Origin of the sequence: Chitinasiproducens palmae, assembly GCF_900095735.1 — a bacterium.
Classification (GTDB): domain Bacteria; phylum Pseudomonadota; class Gammaproteobacteria; order Burkholderiales; family Burkholderiaceae; genus Chitinasiproducens; species Chitinasiproducens palmae.
On the sequence record NZ_FNLO01000016.1, the window covers coordinates 90445 to 113761 of the forward strand.

At 64.0% G+C, this 23317-nt stretch carries 33 protein-coding genes; 4 read left to right on the forward strand and 29 right to left on the reverse strand.

What is annotated here, in order from left to right; genetic code table 11:
- Positions 1-39: 39 nt before the first annotated feature.
- The 27 genes from BLU54_RS21480 to rplC all read right to left on the reverse strand — a co-directional run bounded on the left by BLU54_RS21480 (position 40) and on the right by rplC (position 13606).
- Positions 40-1020: a DNA-directed RNA polymerase subunit alpha gene (locus tag BLU54_RS21480; RefSeq protein WP_091912896.1), complete on the reverse strand. Its 981-nt coding sequence runs from the start codon at positions 1018-1020 to the stop codon at positions 40-42.
- Positions 1021-1136: 116 nt separating this feature from the next.
- The gene (gene rpsD, locus BLU54_RS21485) at positions 1137-1760 is read right to left on the reverse strand and encodes a 30S ribosomal protein S4 (protein WP_091913000.1); all 624 of its coding nucleotides are present in this window, start codon (positions 1758-1760) and stop codon (positions 1137-1139) included.
- 125 nt (positions 1761-1885) lie between these two features.
- Positions 1886-2290 (reverse strand): 30S ribosomal protein S11, encoded by a 405-nt coding sequence (gene rpsK, locus BLU54_RS21490; RefSeq protein ID WP_091912898.1) that lies wholly within the window; start codon positions 2288-2290, stop codon positions 1886-1888.
- 27 nt (positions 2291-2317) lie between these two features.
- Positions 2318-2683, reverse strand: coding sequence for a 30S ribosomal protein S13 (rpsM, locus tag BLU54_RS21495; protein ID WP_091912901.1), 366 nt, complete (start codon positions 2681-2683; stop codon positions 2318-2320).
- A gap of 31 nt (positions 2684-2714) precedes the next feature.
- Complete coding sequence (rpmJ, locus tag BLU54_RS21500; RefSeq protein ID WP_091912903.1) at positions 2715-2831, reverse strand: 50S ribosomal protein L36; 117 nt, start codon at positions 2829-2831, stop codon at positions 2715-2717.
- 18 nt (positions 2832-2849) lie between these two features.
- On the reverse strand, positions 2850-3068 hold the full coding sequence (gene infA / locus BLU54_RS21505) for a translation initiation factor IF-1 (RefSeq protein ID WP_003264140.1): 219 nt from the start codon (positions 3066-3068) through the stop codon (positions 2850-2852).
- A 13-nt stretch (positions 3069-3081) separates the two neighbouring features.
- On the reverse strand, positions 3082-4416 hold the full coding sequence (gene secY / locus BLU54_RS21510; RefSeq protein ID WP_091912905.1) for a preprotein translocase subunit SecY: 1335 nt from the start codon (positions 4414-4416) through the stop codon (positions 3082-3084).
- Between the two features lie 67 nt (positions 4417-4483).
- A complete protein-coding gene (gene rplO / locus BLU54_RS21515; RefSeq protein WP_091912908.1) occupies positions 4484-4918 on the reverse strand; it encodes a 50S ribosomal protein L15 in 435 nt (144 codons plus the stop codon).
- 16 nt (positions 4919-4934) lie between these two features.
- On the reverse strand, positions 4935-5117 hold the full coding sequence (gene rpmD, locus BLU54_RS21520) for a 50S ribosomal protein L30 (protein ID WP_091912910.1): 183 nt from the start codon (positions 5115-5117) through the stop codon (positions 4935-4937).
- 10 nt (positions 5118-5127) lie between these two features.
- The gene (gene rpsE / locus BLU54_RS21525; RefSeq protein WP_091912913.1) at positions 5128-5646 is read right to left on the reverse strand and encodes a 30S ribosomal protein S5; all 519 of its coding nucleotides are present in this window, start codon (positions 5644-5646) and stop codon (positions 5128-5130) included.
- A gap of 9 nt (positions 5647-5655) precedes the next feature.
- Entirely contained in the window at positions 5656-6021 is a 366-nt protein-coding gene (rplR, locus tag BLU54_RS21530; protein WP_091912916.1) for a 50S ribosomal protein L18, read from the reverse strand.
- A gap of 11 nt (positions 6022-6032) precedes the next feature.
- The gene (rplF, locus tag BLU54_RS21535) at positions 6033-6563 is read right to left on the reverse strand and encodes a 50S ribosomal protein L6 (protein ID WP_091912919.1); all 531 of its coding nucleotides are present in this window, start codon (positions 6561-6563) and stop codon (positions 6033-6035) included.
- Between the two features lie 15 nt (positions 6564-6578).
- Entirely contained in the window at positions 6579-6974 is a 396-nt protein-coding gene (rpsH, locus tag BLU54_RS21540; RefSeq protein WP_091912922.1) for a 30S ribosomal protein S8, read from the reverse strand.
- A gap of 13 nt (positions 6975-6987) precedes the next feature.
- On the reverse strand, positions 6988-7293 hold the full coding sequence (gene rpsN, locus BLU54_RS21545; protein ID WP_091912924.1) for a 30S ribosomal protein S14: 306 nt from the start codon (positions 7291-7293) through the stop codon (positions 6988-6990).
- Positions 7294-7300: 7 nt separating this feature from the next.
- Positions 7301-7840: a 50S ribosomal protein L5 gene (gene rplE / locus BLU54_RS21550; protein WP_091912927.1), complete on the reverse strand. Its 540-nt coding sequence runs from the start codon at positions 7838-7840 to the stop codon at positions 7301-7303.
- 16 nt (positions 7841-7856) lie between these two features.
- Positions 7857-8171: a 50S ribosomal protein L24 gene (gene rplX, locus BLU54_RS21555; RefSeq protein ID WP_091912929.1), complete on the reverse strand. Its 315-nt coding sequence runs from the start codon at positions 8169-8171 to the stop codon at positions 7857-7859.
- A 9-nt stretch (positions 8172-8180) separates the two neighbouring features.
- Positions 8181-8549 carry a 50S ribosomal protein L14 gene (gene rplN / locus BLU54_RS21560; protein WP_091912931.1) on the reverse strand — a complete coding sequence of 123 codons (369 nt, stop codon included), beginning with the start codon at positions 8547-8549 and terminating at the stop codon, positions 8181-8183.
- A gap of 285 nt (positions 8550-8834) precedes the next feature.
- On the reverse strand, positions 8835-9107 hold the full coding sequence (rpsQ, locus tag BLU54_RS21565) for a 30S ribosomal protein S17 (RefSeq protein WP_091912933.1): 273 nt from the start codon (positions 9105-9107) through the stop codon (positions 8835-8837).
- Positions 9104-9298, reverse strand: a complete 195-nt coding sequence (rpmC, locus tag BLU54_RS21570; RefSeq protein ID WP_091912935.1) for a 50S ribosomal protein L29 — start codon at positions 9296-9298, stop codon at positions 9104-9106. Before rpmC ends, rpsQ begins: the two co-directional genes overlap by 4 nt.
- A 12-nt stretch (positions 9299-9310) precedes the next feature.
- Positions 9311-9727 (reverse strand): 50S ribosomal protein L16, encoded by a 417-nt coding sequence (gene rplP / locus BLU54_RS21575; protein ID WP_091912938.1) that lies wholly within the window; start codon positions 9725-9727, stop codon positions 9311-9313.
- A 3-nt stretch (positions 9728-9730) separates the two neighbouring features.
- Positions 9731-10537, reverse strand: coding sequence for a 30S ribosomal protein S3 (rpsC, locus tag BLU54_RS21580; protein WP_091912941.1), 807 nt, complete (start codon positions 10535-10537; stop codon positions 9731-9733).
- 10 nt (positions 10538-10547) lie between these two features.
- Positions 10548-10877, reverse strand: a complete 330-nt coding sequence (gene rplV / locus BLU54_RS21585; RefSeq protein WP_091912944.1) for a 50S ribosomal protein L22 — start codon at positions 10875-10877, stop codon at positions 10548-10550.
- A 12-nt stretch (positions 10878-10889) separates the two neighbouring features.
- Positions 10890-11165: a 30S ribosomal protein S19 gene (rpsS, locus tag BLU54_RS21590; protein ID WP_091912947.1), complete on the reverse strand. Its 276-nt coding sequence runs from the start codon at positions 11163-11165 to the stop codon at positions 10890-10892.
- 10 nt (positions 11166-11175) lie between these two features.
- Positions 11176-12006, reverse strand: a complete 831-nt coding sequence (rplB, locus tag BLU54_RS21595; protein ID WP_091912949.1) for a 50S ribosomal protein L2 — start codon at positions 12004-12006, stop codon at positions 11176-11178.
- A 2-nt stretch (positions 12007-12008) separates the two neighbouring features.
- Complete coding sequence (rplW, locus tag BLU54_RS21600; RefSeq protein ID WP_091912951.1) at positions 12009-12326, reverse strand: 50S ribosomal protein L23; 318 nt, start codon at positions 12324-12326, stop codon at positions 12009-12011.
- Positions 12323-12943 (reverse strand): 50S ribosomal protein L4, encoded by a 621-nt coding sequence (rplD, locus tag BLU54_RS21605; protein WP_091912954.1) that lies wholly within the window; start codon positions 12941-12943, stop codon positions 12323-12325. The genes rplW and rplD overlap by 4 nt, the downstream gene beginning before the upstream one ends.
- 3 nt (positions 12944-12946) lie before the next feature.
- Complete coding sequence (gene rplC / locus BLU54_RS21610; protein WP_091912956.1) at positions 12947-13606, reverse strand: 50S ribosomal protein L3; 660 nt, start codon at positions 13604-13606, stop codon at positions 12947-12949.
- 763 nt (positions 13607-14369) lie between these two features.
- On the opposite strand from rplC, the gene BLU54_RS24055 reads away from it, so the two are divergent.
- The 4 genes from BLU54_RS24055 (at position 14370) to BLU54_RS21640 (ending at position 21908) form a co-directional block, all read left to right on the forward strand.
- Positions 14370-15077, forward strand: a complete 708-nt coding sequence (locus tag BLU54_RS24055; RefSeq protein ID WP_091912962.1) for a (2Fe-2S)-binding protein — start codon at positions 14370-14372, stop codon at positions 15075-15077.
- A gap of 4 nt (positions 15078-15081) precedes the next feature.
- Entirely contained in the window at positions 15082-16080 is a 999-nt protein-coding gene (locus tag BLU54_RS21625) for an FAD binding domain-containing protein (RefSeq protein ID WP_091912965.1), read from the forward strand.
- Between the two features lie 22 nt (positions 16081-16102).
- A complete protein-coding gene (locus BLU54_RS21630) occupies positions 16103-18337 on the forward strand; it encodes a xanthine dehydrogenase family protein molybdopterin-binding subunit (RefSeq protein WP_091912967.1) in 2235 nt (744 codons plus the stop codon).
- 1198 nt (positions 18338-19535) lie between these two features.
- Positions 19536-21908, forward strand: coding sequence for a hypothetical protein (locus tag BLU54_RS21640; RefSeq protein WP_091912973.1), 2373 nt, complete (start codon positions 19536-19538; stop codon positions 21906-21908).
- A gap of 335 nt (positions 21909-22243) precedes the next feature.
- Here BLU54_RS21640 and rpsJ read toward each other — a convergent pair whose 3' ends face one another.
- On the reverse strand, positions 22244-22555 hold the full coding sequence (gene rpsJ / locus BLU54_RS21645) for a 30S ribosomal protein S10 (protein ID WP_091912975.1): 312 nt from the start codon (positions 22553-22555) through the stop codon (positions 22244-22246).
- A 106-nt stretch (positions 22556-22661) separates the two neighbouring features.
- The coding region (locus BLU54_RS21650) for an EF-Tu C-terminal domain-related protein (protein ID WP_268874555.1) at positions 22662-23317 on the reverse strand (656 nt) is incomplete at its 5' end.

Genomic DNA, 23317 nt, shown 5'->3' on the forward strand with positions numbered 1-23317 from the left:
GGGCGGAACGGCGGCGAGCCGCCGTTCCGGTCCGGCATTTTACTTGTTATCCAGCCCGGGAGGGGGCCAGTTGTCGAGTTTCATGCCGAGCGTGAGGCCGCGCGAGAACAGCACTTCCTTGATCTCGGTCATCGACTTCTTGCCGAGGTTCGGGCACTTCAGCAGCTCGTTCTCGGTGCGCTGGATCAGATCGCCGATGTAATAGATGTTCTCGGCCTTCAGGCAGTTCGCCGAACGCACGGTCAGCTCCAGGTCGTCGACCGGACGCAGCAGGATCGGATCGATCTGCGGCGCGCGCGACGGCGCTTCGGCGACGGCTTCGGTGCCTTCCAGGTCCGCGAAGAAGCTCATCTGTTCCATCAAGATGCGAGCCGACTGGCGGATCGCTTCTTCCGGCGACAACACGCCGGTCGTCTCGATGACCATCACCAGACGGTCGAGGTCGGTGCGCTGCTCAACCCGGGCATTCTCGACCGAGTAGCTGACGCGCTTGACCGGCGAGAACGACGCGTCGAGCACCATGCGGCCGATGACCTTGGCATTCTCTTCGCCGTAGCGACGCACGTTGCCCGGCACGTAGCCGCGGCCCTTCTCGACCTTGATCTGCATGTCGAGCTTGCCGCCCTTGGACAGGTGAGCCACGACGTGATCGGGATTGATGATCTCGATGTCGTGCGACAGTTCGATGTCCGACGCCTTGACGACGCCCTCGCCTTCCTTGCGCAGCGTGACCGTGACTTCGTCGCGGTTGTGCAGCTTGAACACCACGCCCTTCAGGTTCAACAGCAGGTTGACCATGTCTTCCTGCACGCCGTCGAGCGTCGAGTACTCGTGCACGACGCCCGCCACCGTCACTTCGGTCGGCGCATAGCCGATCATCGACGCGAGCAGCACCCGACGCAGCGCGTTGCCCAGCGTGTGTGCGTAGCCGCGTTCGAACGGCTCCATCACCACCTTTGCGTGGTTGTCGCCAAGCGGCTCCACGACGATGATGCTGGGCTTCAACAAACTGTTTTGCATAGGTTTTTCCTGTCTAATACCCTCGGCTCGTTACACCGATAAGGCTTAAGCGGTGACCACCCGAAACAACGAAAAGAGCGGCCGCCCGCACCAAGGCGGGCGGCCGCTCGCGTGCCTTAGCGCGAATACAATTCGACGATCAGGCTTTCGTTGATGTCGCCAGCGATGTCCGAACGTTCCGGCGCCTGCTTGAACGTGCCCTCAAACTTCTTCGCGTCGACCGCAACCCACGTCGGCAGACCGCCCTGCTCGGCCAGCGACAGCGATTCGGCGATACGCACTTGCTTCTGCGCCTTTTCGCGGATCGCGACGACGTCGCCCGACTTGATCTGCATCGACGGGATGTTCGACACCACGCCGTTCACCGTGATCGCACGATGGCTGACCAGCTGACGCGCTTCCGCACGCGTCGAGCCGAAGCCCATGCGGTAGACGACGTTGTCCAGGCGGCTTTCGAGCAATTGCAGCAGCGTTTCGCCGGTGTTGCCCTTGCGGCGCGCCGCTTCGGCGAAGTAACGGCGGAACTGACGCTCGAGCACGCCGTACGTGCGCTTGACCTTCTGCTTTTCACGCAGCTGGTTGCCGTAGTCCGACATGCGCATGCCGGAGGTGCGGCCGTGCTGGCCCGGCTTCGTGTCGAGCTTGCACTTGTCGGCCAGCGAGCGGCGCGACGAGAGCAACGACAGGTCGGTGCCTTCACGGCGGGAGAGTTTGGCGCGGGGGCCGGTATAACGTGCCACGTTCGTTTCCTTCGTGATGATGTCGCGCGTACTGTCTACGCGCGAGTCCCCGGCACACGGCACGGGGACGGTGGACTTAGGCGATTCAGGCCGACCGTCGAAGACGGCCGGTCATGATGCACACCTTAGATGCGACGGCGCTTCGGCGGACGGCAGCCGTTGTGCGGAACCGGCGTCACGTCGGCGATCGAGGTGATCTTGATGCCGAGCGCGTTGAGCGCACGCACCGCCGACTCGCGGCCCGGGCCGGGGCCCTTGATGCGGACTTCCAGGTTCTTCACGCCGTACTCCAGCGCGACGCGACCGGCGGACTCGGCAGCCACCTGAGCGGCGAACGGAGTCGACTTGCGCGAACCCTTGAAACCCTGGCCGCCCGAAGTCGCCCATGCCAGTGCGTTGCCCTGGCGATCGGTGATCGTGATGATCGTGTTGTTGAACGACGCGTGCACGCAGGCCACGCCTTCCGGGACGTTCTTCTTGACCTTTTTGCGAACGCGTTGGTTCGCAGCACTGTTCGAAGCCTTAGCCATTACTTTTTCCTGTGACGATGCGCAAGCTTACTTCTTCAGCGAAGCGGCGGCGCGGCGCGGGCCCTTGCGGGTCCGAGCGTTGGTACGCGTGCGCTGACCATGCACCGGCAAGCCCTTGCGGTGACGCACGCCACGGTAGCAGCCCAAGTCCATCAGGCGCTTGATGTTCATCGTGACTTCGCGGCGCAGGTCGCCCTCGACCACGAAACGTCCGATTTCGTCACGCAGCTTTTCCTGCTCGGCGTCGTTCAGGTCTTTCACCTTCTTGTCGGCCGGGATGCCGGTCGACTGAAGGATCAGCTTCGAACGCGAGCGGCCGATACCGTAAATAGCAGTCAGACCGATTTCTACGTGTTGGTGGTTGGGGATGTTAACCCCTGCGATACGAGCCATTATTCTTCCTCAAACTTGAGTCGAGCCCAGGTCAGCCCTGGCGCTGCTTGTGGCGCTGATCCGAACTGCAAATCACCCGCACCACGCCGTTGCGCTTGATGACTTTGCAGTTGCGACAAATGCGTTTCACCGACGCCATTACTTTCATGATTTTACTCCCTCGAAATCACTTCGCCCTGAACACGATTCGCGCCCGCGAAAGGTCATAGGGCGTCAATTCGACCGTGACTTTGTCCCCCGGCAGGATGCGGATGTAGTGCATCCGCATCTTTCCCGAGATGTGCCCGAGCACGACATGACCGTTTTCCAGTTTTACCCGGAAGGTTGCATTCGGCAGGTTCTCGAGCACCTCGCCCTGCATCTGGATTACATCGTCTTTGGCCATAGTCCTGTGTTGCTCAACGCATCGTCATGTTGCCGCCCTTGAAATTGGCTTTCTTGAGCAGCGATTCATATTGTTGCGACATTACATACGACTGCACCTGCGCCATGAAGTCCATCGTGACCACCACGATGATCAACAGCGACGTGCCACCGAAGTAGAAGGGCACGTTCCAGCGCAGCACCAGAAACTCCGGCAACAGACAGACGAACACGATATAGATCGCACCGGCCAGCGTCAGTCGCGTCAGGATCCGGTCGATGTAGCGTGCCGTCTGGTCGCCCGGACGGATCCCCGGCACGAACGCCCCGCTCTTCTTCAGGTTGTCCGCCGTCTCCTTGCTGTTGAAGACGAGCGCCGTGTAGAAGAAGCAGAAGAACACTATCGCCAGTGCATACAGGATCACGTAGATCGGCTGTCCCGGCCGCAGCGTGCTCGCCACGTCCTTCAGCCAACCCATGCCCGACCCCGCGCTGAACCAGTTCGCCACCGTCGCCGGAAACAGAATGATCGACGACGCGAAGATCGGCGGAATCACCCCGGCCATGTTCAGCTTGAGCGGAAGATGCGACGCCTGCCCACCGTAGATCTTGTTGCCGACCTGCCGCTTCGCGTAGTTGATCAGGATCTTGCGTTGACCCCGTTCAACGAACACCACGAAGTACGTCACCGCCGCGACCAGGAACACGATGATGATCGCCGAGATGATGCTCATCGAACCCGTGCGCACCAACTCGAACAGCCCACCCACCGCGTTCGGCAAACCTGCCGCGATACCGCCGAAGATGATGATCGAGATACCGTTACCCAGACCGCGCTCGGTGATCTGTTCGCCAAGCCACATCAGGAACATCGTCCCCGTCACCAGGGTAATGACCGTCGTGAGGCGGAACAGCAGACCCGGTTCGACCACCAGACCCGGCTGGTTTTCCAGCACGGTCGCGATGCCAAACGCCTGCACCGTCGCCAGCACCACCGTGAAGTAGCGCGTGTACTGCGTGATCTTGCGTTGCCCTGCCTGGCCTTCCTTCTTCAGCGACTCCAGCTGCGGCGACACGATCGCCAGCAACTGCATGATGATCGACGCCGAGATGTAAGGCATGATGCCCAACGCGAACACCGTGAAACGCGACAGCGCGCCTCCGGAGAACATGTTGAACATGCCGAGGATGCCGCCCTGTTGGCTTTGGAACAACTTGGCCAACTGGTCGGGATCGATACCCGGCACCGGAATGTGCGCGCCGATGCGATAGACGATCAGCGCCAGCAGCAGGAATACCAGCCGCCGACGCAGGTCGCCGTACTTCGGACCCGCCTTGCCGGTCTTAGCGAAAGTCGGACTGTTGGCCAACTCTTTCTCCGAGACGAATCAGTGAACGCGGCGCGGACCGGTCATCGACCGGTCCGCGGCCCGCGCGTCACTCGCCGACAGAACCACCGGCCGCTTCAATAGCGGCGCGTGCGCCCTTGGTCGCGACCAGACCCTTGAGCACGACCTTGCGGGTCAGCTCGCCGGAGGCGATCACGCGTGCCGAGGTCACCAGTTCACCGAGCACGCCCGCTTGCTTCAGCGCGAGCAGGTCGACTTCGTCGGTGCCCAGCTTCTCGATGTCCGACAGACGGACTTCACCGACGAACCGCTTGGTCAGCGAGGTGAAGCCACGCTTCGGCAGGCGACGTTGCAGCGGCATCTGGCCGCCTTCGAAGCCAACCTTGTGGAAGCCGCCCGAACGCGACTTCTGGCCCTTGTGGCCGCGGCCGGCGGTCTTGCCCAGCCCCGAGCCGATACCACGACCGACACGACGCTTCGCATGCTTCGCGCCGGCGGCCGGTTTCAGATTGTTCAGTTCCATTGTCGTTCCCTGGCGCTTAGCCAATGACGCGGACAAGGTACGAGACCTTGTTGATCATGCCACGCACGGCGGGCGTGTCTTCCAGGACACTCACCGAGTTCAGGCGGCGCAGGCCAAGCCCGCGCACGGTCGCCCGGTGCGTGTCGCGCGTACCGATCAAGCTCTTGACGAGCTGGACCGTAACGGTCTTTTCAGCCATGACTGACTCCTTAGCCGAGAATGTCTTCGACCGACTTGCCGCGCTTCGCAGCGATGTCGGCCGGCGTCGCCTGCTTGCGCAGACCGTCCAGCGTCGCACGCACGAGGTTGTACGCGTTGGTCGAGCCATGGCTCTTCGCGACGACGTTCTGCACGCCCATCACTTCGAACACCGCGCGCATCGGACCGCCGGCGATCACGCCCGTACCGTCCTTCGCCGGCAACAGCAGCACCGACGAGGCGCCGTGCTTGCCGTGCACTTCGTGCTGCAGCGTCTTGCCCTTCAGCGGCACCTGGAACATGTTCCGGCGTGCTTGTTCGAGCGACTTCTGGACGGCCAGCGGCACTTCCTTCGCCTTGCCCTTGCCCATGCCAATCCGGCCGTTGCCGTCGCCGACCACGGTCTGTGCCGAGAACTGGATGTGGCGGCCACCGGACGTCACGGAAGTCGTACGGTTGACGGCGATCAGCTTTTCCTGCAAGCCGTCATCGCGTTCTTCCGTCTGCACCTTGGTTTGCATCTTTGCCATGACAAATCCTTAGAACTTGAGCCCCGCTTCGCGGGCGGCTTCGGCGAGCGCCTTGACGCGGCCGTGATAACGGAAACCGGAACGGTCGAATGCTACCGACTCGATACCGGCGGCCTTCGCCTTCTCGGCGATGCGCTTGCCGATCAGCGCCGCTGCTGCAGCGTTGCCGCCCCGGCCGGTCTTCTCGGCCAGTTCCTGGCGCACTTCGGCCTCGACGGTCGACGCGCTGGCCAGCACCTGGGTGCCACACGGCGAGAACACTTGAGCGTAGATGTGCGTATTCGTGCGATGCACGGCCAGGCGGTGGACGCCCCGGTCGGCGATCAGGATACGCGTCCTGCGTGCGCGGCGCGCGCGAGCCTGCTTCTTATCCATGATGGGCACCCTTACTTCTTCTTCGTTTCCTTGAGGATCACGACCTCGTCGGCATAGCGCACGCCCTTGCCCTTGTAGGGCTCCGGCGGACGATAACCGCGGATCTTGGCGGCCTGCTGGCCGACGACCTGCTTGTCGATCCCCTTGATGATGATTTCCGTCTGCGTCGGCGCTTCAGCCTTGACGCCAGCCGGCAACGCGTGCACCACCGGATGCGAGAAGCCGAGCGACAGGTTCAGCTTGTCGCCCTGCACTTGCGCACGGTAACCGACGCCGATCAGCGTCAGCTTGCGTTCGAAGCCCTTCGTCACGCCGGTCACCATGTTGGCGACCAGTGCGCGCATCGTGCCCGACATCGCGTTCGCTTCGACGCTCTCGTCGACCGGCTGGAACGTCAACGTACCGTTGTCGTTCGCAATCGTGACCAGACGGTTCTGGCGCTGCGAGATGGTGCCCAGCGGGCCCTTCACGACGATCTGGTCGTCGTTCAGGGTCACTTCGGCGCCCTGCAGCGCAACGGGACTCTTACCTACTCGAGACATGTTTCTCTCCCTGCCTTAGGCGACGTAGCAGATGACTTCGCCACCGACGCCAGCGGCACGCGCGGCGCGGTCGGTCATCACGCCCCGCGGGGTCGAAACGATCGCGATACCGAGGCCACCCATGACGCGGGGGATGTCGTCGCGGCCCTTGTAGACGCGCAGACCCGGCTTCGAGACACGCTCGATGCGTTCGATCACGGCGGCGCCCGCGTAGTACTTCAACGCGATTTCCAGTTCCGGCTTCGCGCCCTCGGCGACGACACCGAAATCCTCGATGTAACCTTCGTCCTTCAGGACCTTCGCGATCGACAGCTTGAGCTTCGACGACGGCATGCGCACGGTCGTCTTCTTCGCCATCTGCGCATTGCGCACGCGGGTCAGCATGTCGGCGATAGGATCGCTCATACTCATATTCGTTCTCCTATTACCAGCTGGCCTTCGTCACGCCCGGGATCTCGCCACGGAAGGCGATCTCGCGCACCTTGGTACGCGCCAGGCCGAATTTGCGGAACGTGCCACGCGGACGACCCGTGATCGCGCAACGATTGCGCTTGCGGGTCGGGTTCGCGTTGCGCGGAAGCTGCTGGAGCTCCAGGCGCGCGGCGTAGCGCTCGTCCTCGGACTTGCTGGTGTCGTCGATGATCGCCTTCAGTGCCGTGCGCTTCGGCTCGAATTTCTTTGCCAGACGTGCGCGCTTCTTCTCACGTTCGATCAGTGCCTGTTTAGCCACGGTAACCTCAGTTTCTGAACGGGAATTTGAAGCTGGCAAGCAGGGCCTTCGCTTCATCATCGGTCTTCGCGGTGGTCGTGATGCTGATATCCAGCCCACGCAGCGCGTCGATCTTGTCGTAGTCGATTTCCGGGAAGATGATCTGTTCCTTCACGCCCATGTTGTAGTTGCCACGGCCGTCGAACGCGCGACCCGAGACACCCCGGAAGTCACGCACGCGCGGCAGCGCAACCGTCACCAGACGGTCGAGGAATTCGAACATCCGCTCACCGCGCAGCGTCACCATCGCGCCGATCGGGTAGCCTTCGCGGATCTTGAAGCCGGCGATGGCCTTGCGAGCCTTCGTCACGACCGGCTTCTGGCCGGCGATCTTGGTCAGATCGCCAACGGCGTGTTCGATCACCTTCTTGTCGGCCACAGCCTGGCCCAGACCCATGTTCAGGGTGATCTTGAGCAGACGCGGCACTTCCATCACCGAGGTGTAACCGAACTTCTCGGTCAACTCGGGGACGACCTTTTCTTTATAAAACTCTTGCAGACGAGCCATTTGTCACTCCAGAGCGTCAGGCAGCCAGCGTCGCGCCGGTGGTCTTCAGGAAGCGGACCTTCTTGCCGTCCTCGACCTTGATCCCGACACGCGACGGCTTGCCGTTGGCGTCGGCCAGCGCCACATTCGAGATGTGCAGCGGCATCGCCTTCGATTCGACGCCACCCGTGGTTCCCTTCATCGGGTTCGGCTTGACGTGCTTCTTGACCAGGTTCAGGCCTTCGACGACGACCTTATTGTTTTCGCTGTCGACTGCCAGCACGGTGCCGCGCTTGCCCTTGTCCCTTCCAGCGATGACGACTACGTCGTCGCCCTTGCGAATCTTGTTCATCGCAACTCCTTACAGCACTTCAGGTGCAAGCGAAACGATCTTCATGAAGCGTTCGCTACGCAGCTCACGCGTCACCGGCCCGAAGATACGCGTGCCGATCGGTTCAAGCTTGGTGTTGAGCAGCACGGCGGCGTTACCGTCGAACTTGATCAGCGAGCCATCCTGGCGGCGCACGCCCTTGGCGGTGCGTACAACCACAGCGTTGTAGATTTCGCCCTTCTTCACGCGACCGCGCGGGGTGGCTTCCTTAACGCTGACCTTGATGACGTCGCCGATGTCGGCGTAACGACGCTTCGAGCCACCAAGCACCTTGATGCACATCACTTCGCGCGCACCGGTGTTGTCGGCCACTTCGAGCCGAGTTTCGGTCTGGATCATGATTTCACTTTCCCAACTTAATCCGCTTGCATCACCATGACGCGCGCGGTCAGTCTTGGTCCCGTCAGCCTTGCCGGCTGCTTGGGCTAGAACGGTTGCGACCTGACGGTCGCCGCCTGACGCTCCAGGCACCGCTTGAGCCACGGCACCCAAAACGCCTAAATTCACTGCGCCCACAAGAACAGTGGGCGCACATGCAAAAGCAAAGACCGCGATATTAGCATCTAACTCGCGGCCTTGCAAGCCCTCTTCTTTTGGGGAAGCGGGCCAGTCAGTGGCGCCGTCTTAGACGATGCGCGCCTCTTCCAGCAGACGCGTCACGGACCACGCCTTGGTGCGCGAGATCGGACGCGTTTCCTGGATTTCCACCAGGTCGCCCTCGTTGAACTGGTTGCTTTCGTCGTGGGCGTGGTACTTCTTCGAGCGCGCGATGTACTTGCCGTAGATCGGGTGCTTGACACGGGTCTCGACGAGCACCGTGACCGTCTTGTCCATCTTGTTGCTGACGACCCGACCGACCAGTGTGCGCTTCAGCGACTGAGTTGCCGTATCGTTCATTTCTGGTCAGCCTTCTGTTTGATGACGGTACGTACCCGGGCGATGTCCCGGCGCGTTTTCTTGATCTGGCTCGTGTTGGCGAGTTGCTGCGTCGCCAACTGCATGCGCAGACCGAATTGCGCCTTCAGAAGATCGCTCAGCTCCTTGTTCAGGGCCGCGTCGTCCAGCGCGCGAAGTTCAGATGCCTTCATTGCATTCCTCCATCAGGCGCCGAGCTGTCGCGCGATAACCACCGTCTGGATCGGCAGCTTCGCCGCAGCCAGACGGAAGGCTTCGCGAGCCAGTTCTTCGGAGACGCCGTCCATTTCATAGAGCATCTTGCCCGGCTGGATCTCGGCGACGTAGTACTCAGGGTTGCCCTTACCGTTACCCATCCGCACTTCCGCCGGCTTCTGCGAAATCGGCTTGTCCGGGAAGATCCGGATCCAAATGCGGCCGCCACGCTTGATGTGACGGGTCATCGCACGACGGGCGGCTTCGATCTGACGCGCGGTCAGACGACCACGGCCGACCGCCTTCAGGCCGTATTCGCCGAAGGAGACCGCGTTGCCGCGCGTGGCGACACCGGTATTACGGCCCTTCTGCTCTTTACGATACTTTCTACGCTTCGGTTGCAGCATGTCTTACTCTCCCGTCTTCGCGCCGCCAGCCGGGCGGTCGCCGCCTCGGCGCGGACCACCGCGACGTGCACCCGGACCACCGCCTTCACCGTCACGGCGCGGACGACGATCGCCGCCCGGACGCGCATTGCGGCGGGCACGCTTCTCGTCGGCGCTTTCCTCGACGGCCGGCGCTTCGTGACGACCCAGGTAGTCACCCTTGTAGACCCACACCTTGACGCCGATACGGCCGTAGGTGGTCTGCGCTTCCGACGTCGCGTAATCGATGTCGGCGCGCAGCGTGTGCAGCGGCACACGGCCTTCGCGGTACCACTCGGTACGGGCGATTTCGATGCCGTTCAGACGGCCCGAGCTCATGATCTTGATGCCCTGGGCGCCAAGACGCATCGCGTTCTGCATCGCACGCTTCATCGCGCGACGGAAAGCGATACGGCGCTCGAGCTGCTGGGTGATCGAATCGGCGATCAGCTGAGCATCGGTTTCCGGCTTGCGGATTTCCTCGATGTTCACGTGCACGGGCACGCCCATGCGACGTTGCAGTTCGACCTTCAGCTGCTCGATGTCTTCGCCCTTCTTGCCGATCACAACACCCGGACGGGAGCTATAGATCGTGATGCGGGCGTTCTTCGCCGGACGCTCGATGACGATGCGGCCCACCGAAGCGTTCTTCAAACGCTTCTTCAGGTAATCGCGAACGTCGATGTCTTCCTTGAGCATGCCCGCGAAGTTGGCGTTGCTCGCATACCAGCGCGAGACCCAGTTACGCGTGACGGCCAGCCGGTAGCCGGTCGGGTTGATTTTCTGTCCCATGATCGGCCCCTTAGTCTCCGACGGTCACAGTGATGTGACAGGTCTGCTTCTCGATGCGGTTGCCGCGGCCCTTGGCGCGCTGCGTGAACCGCTTCAACGAACCGGCCTTGTCGATGTAGATCGACTTGATCTTCAGCTCGTCGATGTCCGCGCCGTTGTTGTGCTCGGCATTCGCGATGGCCGACAGCACGACCTTCTTGACCACGACGGCTGCAGCCTTCGGCGAGAACGTCAGGACGTTCAGCGCGCGCTCGACCGGCAGGCCACGGATCTGGTCGGCGACGAGACGCGTCTTCTGGGCCGACATGCGGGCCCCGCGATGAATCGCTTTAACTTCCATCTCAATAGCCCCTTAGCGCTTGGCCTTTTTGTCGGCCGCGTGTCCCTTGAACGTCCGGGTCAGCGCGAATTCGCCGAGCTTGTGGCCAACCATGTTTTCCGAGATATAGACCGGGACGTGCTGACGGCCATTGTGCACCGCGATCGTCAGGCCGATGAAATCCGGCAGGATCGTCGAGCGGCGCGACCAGGTCTTGATCGGCTTCTTGTCACGAGTCGACGCAGCTGCCTCAACCTTCTTCAGCAAATGGGCGTCGCAAAACGGTCCTTTCTTAGTTGAACGTGCCATTGCCTACTCCTTAACGCTTCTTGTTGCGGCGCTGCACGATCATATTGCTCGTGCGCTTGTTGCGACGCGTACGGTAACCCTTGGTCGGGGTACCCCACGGGCTCACCGGATCGCGGCCTGCAGCGGTCTTGCCTTCACCGCCACCATGCGGGTGATCCACCGGGTTCATGGCCACGCCACGAACGGTCGGACGGATACCGCGCCAGCGCTTCGCGCCGGCCTTGCCGATCTGGCGCAGGCTGTGCTCTTCGTTGCCGACTTCGCCAACCGTGGCGCGGCAGTCGATGTGCACGCGACGGATTTCACCGGAGCGCAGGCGCATCTGAGCATACTGACCTTCGCGGGCCAGCAGCATCGCCGAAGCACCGGCCGAACGCGCGATCTGCGCGCCCTTGCCCGGCATCATCTCGATGCAGTGCACCGTCGTACCGACCGGGATGTTGCGGATCGGCAGCGTGTTGCCCGAGCGGATCGGCGCTTCCGAGCCGGAGACCAGCTGCTGGCCGACGGTCAAGCCCTTCGGGGCGATCACGTAACGGCGCTCGCCATCGGCGTAGCAGACCAGCGCGATGTTCGCGCTACGGTTCGGGTCGTACTCGATGCGTTCGACCTTCGCAACGATGCCATCCTTGTTGCGCTTGAAGTCGACGATACGGTATTGCTGCTTGTGACCACCGCCCTTGTGACGGGTGGTGATGTGGCCGTTGTGGTTACGGCCGGCCGTCTTGCTCTGCGACGAGGTCAGCGCGTCGAACGGGCGTCCCTTGTACAGGTCGGCATTGACGACCTTGATCATCCCCCGGCGGCCGGGCGATGTCGGTTTGACTTTAACGAGCGCCATGATTACTTGGCCTCCGTCGATTCAAAGTTGATTTCCTGGCCCGGCTTCAGGCTCACGATCGCACGGCGCTCGCTGGCGCGGCGACCCATGAAGCGACCGAAGCGCTTGGCCTTACCCTTGCGGTTCAGAACCTGCACGGACTCCACTTCAACCTTGAACAGCAGTTCAACCGCAGCCTTGACTTCAGGCTTCGTTGCGTCACGAGCGACTTCGAAGACGATTTGCTCGTTCTTCTCGGCCAGCATCGTCGCCTTCTCGGAGATAACGGGAGCCAGCAGGACCTGCAGCAGGCGATGGTCGTTTTTGCGAACATCCGTCATGACAGCATCTCCTCGATTTTGGCGACAGCCGCCTTCGTGACCAGCACTTGCTTGTAGTGGATCAGCGACAGCGGGTCGGCGTGGCGCGGCTCGACAATCGACACATGCGGCAGATTGCGCGACGCCAGGAACAGGTTCTCGTCGACCGTGTCGGTGATCACCAGCACGGAGTCGAGGCCCATCGCCTTGAATTTCTCTGCGAGCAGCTTGGTCTTGGGCGCATCGACCGAGAACTGGTCGACCACCGACAGACGGCCTTCGCGAGCGAGCTGCGACAGAATCGAGCAGATACCCGCGCGGAACATCTTCTTGTTGACCTTCTGCGCGAAGTTTTCTTCGGGCGAGTTCGGGAAAATCCGACCACCCCCGCGCCACAGCGGGCTCGAGCGCATACCGGCACGAGCGTTGCCCGTACCCTTCTGGCGCCACGGCTTCTTCGTGGAGTGGTTGACCTGCTCGCGGTCCTTCTGCGCGCGATTGCCGCTACGCGCATTGGCCTGGTAGGCAACGACGATCTGATGGATCAGCGCTTCGTTGTAGTCACGACCGAACACGACGTCCGATGCGTTGACGGCAGCGCCTGCCTGGCCTTGTTCGTTGAGAGACTTAAGTTCCATGTCTTATGCCGCCTCCGCCGCCGGACGCGCCTTCACTGCCGGCGTAACGAAAACGATGCCGCCCTTGGCGCCGGGGATGGCACCCTTGATCAACAGCAGCTTGCGCTCGCCGTCGATGCGGACGATTTCGAGGTTCTGGACCGTCTTCGTGACGTCGCCCAGGTGACCGGTCATGCGCTTGCCGGGGAACACGCGACCCGGATCCTGCGCCATACCGATCGAACCCGGCACGTTGTGCGAACGGGAGTTACCGTGCGACGCACGGCCCGATGCGAAGTTGTAGCGCTTGATGGTGCCGGCGTAGCCCTTACCAATCGAAACGCCCTGCACGTCGACGGGCTGACCCGGCGCGAACAGGTCGACGTCGACGGTGGCGCCCGCGCTCAGCGAGGCAGCCTTCTCGGCATCGATGCGGAATTCCTTGAGCACCTCACCAGCTTCGACACCGGCCTTGGCAAGATGGCCCTTCAGCGCATTCGTCACGCGAGTCGCGCGACGCTTGCCGAAAGTCACCTGCACGGCGGTGTAGCCGTCGGTTTCAAGGGTCTTGATTTGCGTTACACGGTTGTCCGACACGTCCACCACGGTGACAGCGATCGAGTCGCCGTCCTGCGTGAATACACGGGTCATGCCAACCTTGCGACCGACAAGTCCAAGGCTCATTGTTTTCTCCATTCCCGACTGCGATTGGCCGGGGCTAAAAGACAACATCAACAAAAAACGCCCGCGAATCCGGTTTGGAAAGCGCAGGCCACTTCGTTTTCACTTCACAGTGCCGCCGACAAAGGCAAAAGAGAGACAGTCGACCGGGATGTTCCGCGTTCCCGCCCTGCCGCCAGCGGCCAAGACTTGCTAGGCGTTCCCGTCGCGCGGACGGAAAAGATTTCGACTATACAACGAATGCCGACGCGCGCGCAAGTGTTTGATGCAAAATCGTCTTCTTCCCTGCAGCCGCCGCCGTTCGACGGCGTTTGCCGACCGTCGGCGCCTTGCTGCGGGCGACGCCGGTCGCCCCTTCGTTCCGCTGCGGCGCTCCCCACGCTTCGCTGCCCGGTGCGCGGCGGGGCTTGATGCTACCGACATTCAGACGCGCCACGTCGGAACGAGTTCCTCACGGCTGCGCGTGGACGCGTCGGCGCGGCCCGCTGCGTGTCCGCGGCAGGCCGCCCCCCCCTCTTCCGGCGGCGGGCGCGCTGCCTCGCCGGCGACATCCGATGCACCGCGCCCACGGGCGGCATCCGCTCGCCGGCCAGCGTCTGGCGCCGCCGTCTGCGATCGGACGGGCTCGCGCGGCATGTCGCGCTGGCCACAGTAGGGGCGACGGTGGCGGCGACGGTGGTGGCGGTAATAAGGGGCTAGCAGCGGCATCGATCTTGCTGGATTCGAGACATGGCCGCGCTCGACGGCTCTCCCCACAGGTCCCCCCATGTCCAAACATTCCTGCCAGCAGACCGGCAGCGGTCCGCGGCACGGCGTTCCCGCCGATTCCGCCATCACCGCCCTTCCCGCTGATACCGCCAGCACCGCCGTCACCCGGCGCACCTTCCTTACCTGGGTCGGCGCAAGCGGCGTCGCCGCCGGCACGGTGGCCCGTCCGGCCCATGCCGCGCTGCCCGCGGTCCACGAAGCGCCGGCGGTCACCGGCGCGCCGCGTGACGACGCCGCGCCCGATGGCGCGGTGAAGGTTCACATGAAGGTCAACGGTCGCGACACCGAGGTCGATATCGACCCGCGCACCTCGTTGCTCGACTGCCTGCGCGAGACGCTGTCGCTGACCGGCACCAAGAAGGGCTGTGACCACGGCCAATGCGGCGCATGTACGGTCCACGTCAACGGGCGGCGGGTCAACGCCTGCATGAGCCTGGCGGTCATGCACGAGGGCGATGAGATCACCACGATCGAGGGCCTGGGCCAACCCGACCATCTGCATCCAATGCAGGAAGCCTTCGTCGAACACGACGGCTACCAGTGCGGCTACTGCACGTCGGGCCAGATCATGTCGGCGGTCGGCCTGCTCAACGAACCGTGGGGCCAGTCCGACGCCGAGGTCAAGGAAGCGATGAGCGGCAATCTGTGCCGATGCGGTGCCTACAAGAACATCGTCGCTGCGATACAGCACGTCCGCAAGGGGTAAGGCAATGCACACTTTCCACTTCCTTCGCGCCACCGATCCGTCGCAGGCGATCGGCGCGGCCGCACGCTCATCGACCGCGCAGCAAGGCGCCTCGGTGCGCTTCGTAGCCGGCGGCACGACGCTGCTGGACCTGATGAAACTCGACGTCGAACAGCCGTCGCAGGTCGTCGACATCAACAAACTGCCGTTCAACCGCATCGAGCGCCTAACCGACGGCGGGCTCTCGGTCGGCGCCCTGGTGCGCAATGCGGACCTGGCCAACGACGCGACCGTGCGCAACGATTACCCGGTGCTCTCGCTGGCGTTGAAGTCGGGCGCCTCGGCGCAGTTGCGCAACATGGCCACCACCGGCGGCAACCTGCTGCAGCGCACCCGCTGCATGTATTTTCGCGACACGGCGATGCCATGCAACAAGCGCCAACCGGGCAGCGGGTGTCCCGCAATCGGCGGCGCCAACCGCACGCTGGCGATACTGGGCACCAGCGAGCACTGCATCGCCAGTAATCCGTCGGACATGAACGTCGCGTTGACCGCGCTCGGCGCGACGGTCGTCGTGAGTGGCCCGCAAGGCGAGCGGCGCGTACCGATCGACGACTTCTTCCTGCTGCCCGGCACGACGCCGGACCGCGAGACCGTGCTCCAGCCCGGCGAACTGATTACCCATGTCGTCCTGCCGCCGCCGCGAGCGGGCAGCCGCGGTACCTATTTGAAGCTGCGCGATCGCGCCTCCTACGAGTTTGCGCTCGCCTCGGCGGCCGTCGTTGTCGCCATCGAGAACGGCGTGGTACGGGACGCGCGCATCGCGCTCGGCGGCGTCGGCACCAAGCCATGGCACGCCACTGCCGCGGAAACGGCATTGCGAGGCCAGCCCGCGACCGAGGCCAGCTTTGCCGCCGCGGCCGAGGCCGCGCTGCGCGACGCCCGTCCGCAGAGCGAGAACGGCTTCAAGGTGGAACTGGCACGCCGTTGCCTGATCCACGCGCTCAAGACAGCCAGCGCCTGACCGCGCACCGCAGGAACCTACGATGAAGAATCCAGACAAGAACATCTCGGCGGTCATCGGTGGCGCGTATTCGCGCGTCGACGGGCCGCTGAAGGTGAGCGGCGCCGCTCACTATTCGTCCGACCGCCGCCTACCTGGCATGCTGACCGCGGTACCGGTATCGGCGACGATCGCCAAGGGCACATTGATCCGCCTCGACACGCAGGCGGCGGAGCACATGCCTGGCGTTCGCGCCGTCATCACGCGGCGCAACATCGGTCCGCTCTATCGCGTGAACAAGGCCAGCAAGGTCAAGATAGACGAATCGAGGCCGCCGCTCGAAGACGACGTGATCCGCTATTACGGCCAGTACGTCGCGTTGGTCGTCGCGGACACCTTCGAGCAGGCCAGCGCCGCTGCCGCCGCCGTCCACGCCGAATACCGCAGCGAGCGTCCCAACGTGTCGATGAAGCTGTCGCCACAGGAAAAGCCCGAAGAGGACAGCAAGCGGGGTGATGTCGACGCCGCCTTCGCTGCGGGACCGGTCACCCTCGACGCGACCTACACGACGCCGATCGAAACGCACAATCCGATCGAGCTGCATGCGAGCGTCGCTGCCTACGACGGCAGCGCGTTCACGCTGTACGAATGCACCCAGGCCATCGTCAACCATCGCTCCGCAATGGCGCAGATGCTGGGCGTGCCGGACGAACGCGTGCGCATCATCACCGAGTACCTGGGTGGCGGCTTCGGCGGCAAGCTCTGGCCGTGGACCCACTCGGTGCTGGCGGCGGCCGCGGCAAGACAGCTGAAGCGGCCGATCAAGTTGGTCGTGAGCCGCAAGATGATGTTCGAGACCGTCGGTCACCGGCCGAACACGCAGCAGCGGATGCGCCTCAGCGCCACGCGCGAGGGTCGGCTGACCTCGCTGCAGCAGGACTACATCACGCATGCGCCCGTGCAGGACAAGCGCAAGGAAAACTGCGGCGAGGCCACACCCTACCTCTACAGCACGCCCAACCTGCGCGTGACCTCCGCGTACGCGCGGCGCGACATCGCGCCAGACACCTCGATGCGCGGCCCTGGGGCGGTACCGGGGCTGTTCGCGGTCGAGTCGGCGATGGACGAGATGGCGTTGGCGCTGGGCATGGACCCGGTCGCCTTCCGCCTGCTCAACGAGCCCAAGATCGACGAAAGCCTGGGCGTCCCGTTCTCCTCGCGCCACCTGGCCGAATGCCTGCGCGCCGGTGCCGACAAGTTCGGCTGGGCGCGCCGCGACCCGCGCGTCGGCGCGATGCGCGACGGCGAGGAAGTGCTCGGCTGGGGGGTTGCCTCGTGCTCGTGGATGGCCAAGCGCATTCCGGCGCAGGCGAACGTACAGTTCAACGCGGACGGTACGCTGCGGGTGTCGAGCGCAACTCAGGACATTGGCACCGGTACCTACACCGTGCTCGCGCAGATGGCCGCGCGCGACACCGGCGTGCCGCTGGATCGCGTGGTGGTCGATATCGGCGATTCGCAATTGCCGTCCGGCCCGATGTCGGGCGGTTCGATGGCAACCTCATCGCTGGTCCCGGCCGTCTCGCAGGCGGCCAAGCAGGCGCTCGCGCGGCTGCTGGAAGCCGCCAGCCAGGCGGAACGCAGCAGCCTGAGCGGCGCGTCGGTGCAGGACCTGACCGTCACCGCCGGGCGCGTGCACCGCAAGGGCAGTGATCCAGCCAGCGGCCTGCCGTTCGAAAAGGTCTTGCAGACGGCGCGCCTCAGCCACGTCGGCGGCAGCGGCAAATCGGGCGACAGCAGTTCCGATCCCGGTGCCGACAAGGTGTCGATCCACTCCTACGGCGCGCATTTCGTGGAGATCGGCTGGCAGCCGGCGATCGCGCGGCTGCGGGTGCGCCGCGTCGTCACCTTCATCGACGGCGGCAAGGTCATCAACACCAAGACCGGCCGCAACCAGATCGAGGGGGCGATCATGATGGGCATCGGCATGGCGATGTTCGAGAAGACCAGCTACGACGCCCGCACCGGTGCGCCGATCAACAGCAATCTGGCCGATTACATCGTCGCGGTGAACGCGGACACGCCGGACATCGACGTGACCTTCCTGGACTACCCGGACTACGCTTTGAACGAGTTGGGCGCGCGTGGCATCGGAGAAATCGGCCTGGCCGGGTTCGCTGCCGCCGTGACCGCCGCCGTGCATCATGCGACGGGCATCCGGGTGCGCGATCTGCCGGTGCACATCGAAGACCTGCTGGCGTCGACGGTGCGCGCCTGACGCTGGCGGTGAGGCCTGCCGCGGCGGTGCGCTGCCAGGCCCCACCGCCCCGCACCCGGCGCCGCGCCGGGCAGTCACTCGTCGCGGGTGGCCAGTGTGTCCGCACACGTCGCCGCTACCTCGAGCGCGACACCGTGCCCCACGCGGTTTGCCGCAGCACACGCGGCATTGGATTGCTGCCGTAGCGCAATCGACTTGTCGCTGGCGGACATCAGCCCGGTCCGGCGACGCTCCGGCGCGCCGCGCCGTTCCTGCGACCACTCCTGCGACCGTCCCTGCGCTTGCTCCCGCGATCGTTCCCGCAACCGTCTCGACGACACGCGCGCGCCGGTCGGCGGCGTGCTACGACGCCGCCGGCTGCATGCAGCATCGACGGTGACTGCATCGCGCCGGCACATCGATGCGGCGCTGAGCCCTGAGGCGTTCGCCGAAATTGGCGGCAACTTTCCAAGCCGCCTCTGTCCGGTCGCGACGATGTCGCTGTCGCACGGTCGACTGCATGCGAATCGTGCCGGCGCGGTGCCCGAGCGGACCTGCCAATCTGGTTGATAACGGACGGTGTTGCGACGCGTATCGGTTTCGAATGAACGCCCTTTCCTTCGAGAACGCAGTGATGCCGATCGATACGAGTGCGACGCATCGACACTACCGTGGACGTCCGCCGACAGAACAGCATCGCCCGTGCGATGGCCGCGACGCTCCGCTGTTGGAGCTCGGCAATGGCTGCACTGTGCATCGGCGCGTGACCGAAACGGACGCCCCAGCCAGTCTGATGACGCGGATCAAACGTGCATGGAACGCGCGGTGGCTGACGGCTTCGGAAACAGCCACGTGTGATCGCTGCGCCGCGGCGCTGCTCGATCGATACGACCTGCCTTTGCCTTTGCCATTGCCGTTACCGAGCGAACGTGACGGGCCCGCCGCGCCCCCCTGCTTCCATCGCGGAAAAGGTTTATGGCTGGGCCTCGGCTTGCTTTTCGGTGGCGCGGCCGGCGCGCTCGCAGCAACGAGGTGGCCTCCGTTTTCGGCTACGGTCGCCGACACGCCAGACGCTTTCACTGGTTTGCTTGCATCGCCTCCGTCACCAGCGTGGCAGCATGCTGGCGCAAGCGTGCCATCCCAACCTCGATGGAGCGCCCGGCACAGAGACATATTCGAGCGCAACCGTGTCGCGCCGCCGAGACCCGATGCGCATGTATTGCCCGCCGCCCCGTCGACGACAACCGAGCCAACGCCGCCGGACGACGTCGAGATCGAAAAGTTGCACTTTCCGTGCATCGAGGAGCGCGCCCATCTGTCGGCGGCGGGCGTTCTGCGCCAGATCGGAAGAACCTTGCAGAGCCCGTTGTCGGTCATGGCCATCGAATCGCAAGTCGTCTATTTCCATTACCGACTGGGGCGCTGCCCGACGCCTGTCGAGCAAGCGCGGTGCGGCCAGATCTTTGGGGCGATCGATTCGGTGATCGGCCAACTGGTCTCGCTGCTGCCGGGAGCGCAGGCCAGCGTCCTGTCGCAGAATTTCGTCGGGCCACTGCTGCAGATGATCGCTGACGACCTGGACGGTCTCGCGCCTGGCCCCGGCATCGTGAGCGATGCCACTTCCAATCTGGCCTTCCTCGCGCGTTCCGCGATCGCTGCGGCACCGCGCAATGCCGCCGGCGAGGTCATCGTCGAAAAGCTCGCCCCGCCCGCCAAGACCCGTTTCGGGATCGCGGGGCCGACCGCCGAAATCGATGGCGAGCCCTGGCACCTGAGCGTCCATGAGGGCCGCTTCACGGCGACGGCGTTGGACGGCCGCACCATGCCTGTCGAATACGCTCGTGATGCCGGTGGCTGGCGGGCAAGTGACCTGGCGACGGATGCCGACGCACTAAAGGTGCGTCCGCTGCCGTGCACGCGCGCGCAACTGGATGCACGCATCCTCGAACGGCTTACGGTCGCACACGAGCCTCCCGTGCTGCTGCCGCCTGACGGATCCGACACGCTCTATCAGGCGCCACTCAGCGAGCTTCGCGGCATGTCCATCTTCGCGAGGATCGGTCACCGTTACGTCGCGCTGCGTTCGATGCGGGACGGCGTGTCTTACGAAGCGTACGACATCGATCGGCCACTCGAAGCCGGCTACCCGGTCCGTATCGATGAGAACGGTCGCTTCCAGTTCGGCGCGCCGGTCGAATTTCTGGCAAGGCGCGTCGAAGCGCCGCCGCCGGCGGCACGCCATCTCTCCAGACACCTGCATGACGCAATCCCGCGTTACTGGCTGGACAACCGCGTTGATTCAGCACACCTGTCGTCGCCCGACAGTCGCGGCGTGATGGAATCCGGCGACAGCGAACACTACCTGCCGTTCGACGAGGGTCTGGTCCGCATCGAGCGTCACCCGCTGCACGCCGAGCTTTATCAGATTGGCCCAACTGCGCGTAGCAAGATCCTGTGCGCGTTCGACGAGCAAAGCGCGCGCTTCGTGCTTGTACCGGAAGAACGGATGCTGATCCTGGCAGGCAGCGCCGACGCGGAAGCTGTCGCGCGCTTCAACGGCGCGCTCCAGATGCAGGAGCGACTTGCGACGCGGTTCGGCGAACAGAGAAGCAGGTTGACCTACCGCGACGGCTACCGTACTTCCGAGCCCAACGCATTTCCGGGCGTCGTGCATGTCGACGCATCGCTTGAGAGGAGCGGCGTGAGCGTCGTGTCCTATGGGTTGGATGCCCACGAACTGTCCCTCGCCGGGCGTTACACCTCCGCCGCCCGGGAACTGAAGGCGCTCGCGTTCGAATCGGCGCGCCGCGTGCAGGAATTGGACGTCGCGATCCACGATCCGGTGCGTTCGCGACGCCTGTTCGATCAGCTCTTCAAGCTGATCGGCGGCAGTCCGAACGCAACGCAGCGACGTGCGATCAGCAACCTGTTCGCCGACCGACTGCGCGCGTCGGATCAACTGTTGGAACAACACATAAACGACGATTGCCGTCGGATCTGGCTGGTCGACGTCAACGACAAGGAATTCTACGGTTTCGTGAACATGCGGGACCCGCTCAAACGCATCTTCGTGAACGTCGAAGCGAGCAGTGCCTATCGTGATGCACGCGTTCAGTGCGGAGCCTTATGCCGCCGCGCACAAACCAATATCGACGACCTCGTTACGATCCTCCACGAGGCATCTCACCTGGCCGCGAAAACCAAGGACCTGTTTTACGTGGCGAACGCGAAGGGCAGTGACTCCTTGACCGGCACGATACAACGGCTGTCCGAAGGCACCATGTCGATGGCCGAGGCCGGTTACCTGCTCGGCTTGGCGCGCATCGAGATTGACGCGACCTTGCCGGAGCCCGCCATCGTGGCCGCCGCAACCGAGGTGTTCAATTCGCGCGCGGAAATTCGCGCGCGGCTGCTGCTCGACAATGCGGATTCGTTCGCGCAGCTGGTGTTGGAATTGACCGATCGCGATTCGCACAAGCGGATGGAGCGTGCCACGAGCGACGCGACGAAGGTCATGCTCGCGCTGATCGGCGCGACGGTCGTCCAGGCGGAGCGGCGAAACGCGGCGCATGGGGACGCCGTCTCGTTTTGAGTTTGCGGCAAGGCCGCTGGAACGCGGCCATGCGCCGTGGCTGGTGCCGGAGACGCAACGAGGCCACCGGCGAAGCGCGCAACGGATCAGCACGGCCCGGTGCCCTGTCGCAACGGAACGCTGCGCGTGTCCTGTCAGGGCTTATCGGCAGTTCCTCAGCCGTCCGGCGGTCGTACTCCGGCGCTGCGCCGGTCCGTGGATCGGCGCAGCGCCGGGCCTCAGGCAAGGCAGCGACCGGTCGTTGTGCTCCCACACAGCCAGGAGTCACGGACGAAAAAAAGCCCGGGCGGGCCCGGGCTCGTTCGCAATGCCGCTCGTCGGAGCAGCCAGCGGATTTACTGCAGCTTGATTTCGACGTCGACGCCAGCCGGCAGGTCGAGCTTCATCAGCGCGTCGACCGTCTTGTCGGTCGGGTCGACGATGTCCATCAGGCGCTGGTGCGTACGGATTTCGAGCTGGTCGCGCGACGTCTTGTTGACGTGCGGCGAGCGCAGGATGTCGTAACGCTGGATGCGGGTCGGCAGCGGCACCGGACCACGCACGATCGCGCCGGTCCGCTTGGCGGTTTCGACGATCTCGCTGGCCGAACGGTCGATCAGCAGGTAGTCGAAGGCCTTTAGGCGAATACGGATCTTTTGGCTAGCCATGGTTTTTCCTCAAAGAGCGCGGCGGAAACTTGTCAAAGAACCACGGTTGCGACGCCGCCACGCCGCTTCCGTTTGCGCGGGTCTGACGACCCGCGCGGACAGCATCTTACGCGATGATCTTCGCGACGACACCGGCACCGACGGTACGACCGCCTTCACGGATGGCGAAACGCAGACCTTCTTCCATCGCGATCGGCGCAATCAGCTTCACCGTGATCGCGACGTTGTCGCCCGGCATGACCATTTCCTTGTCTTGCGGCAGCTCGATCGAGCCGGTCACGTCCGTCGTACGGAAGTAGAACTGCGGGCGATAGTTGTTGAAGAACGGCGTGTGACGGCCGCCTTCGTCCTTGCTCAGCACGTACACCTCGGCGGTGAAGTGCGTGTGCGGCTTGATCGTGCCCGGCTTGGCCAGCACCTGGCCACGCTCCACGTCTTCACGCTTCGTGCCACGCAGCAGCACGCCGACGTTGTCGCCAGCCTGGCCCTGGTCGAGCAGCTTGCGGAACATTTCCACGCCCGTGCAAGTCGTCTTCACCGTCGCCTTGATACCGACGATTTCGATTTCCTCACCGACCTTGACCACGCCACGCTCGATACGGCCCGTCACCACCGTGCCGCGACCCGAGATCGAGAACACGTCCTCGACCGGCATCAGGAACGTACCGTCGATCGCGCGCTCCGGCGTCGGGATGTACGTGTCCAGCGCTTCGGCCAGCGCCAGGATCGCCACTTCGCCCAGCTCGCCCTTGTCGCCTTCGA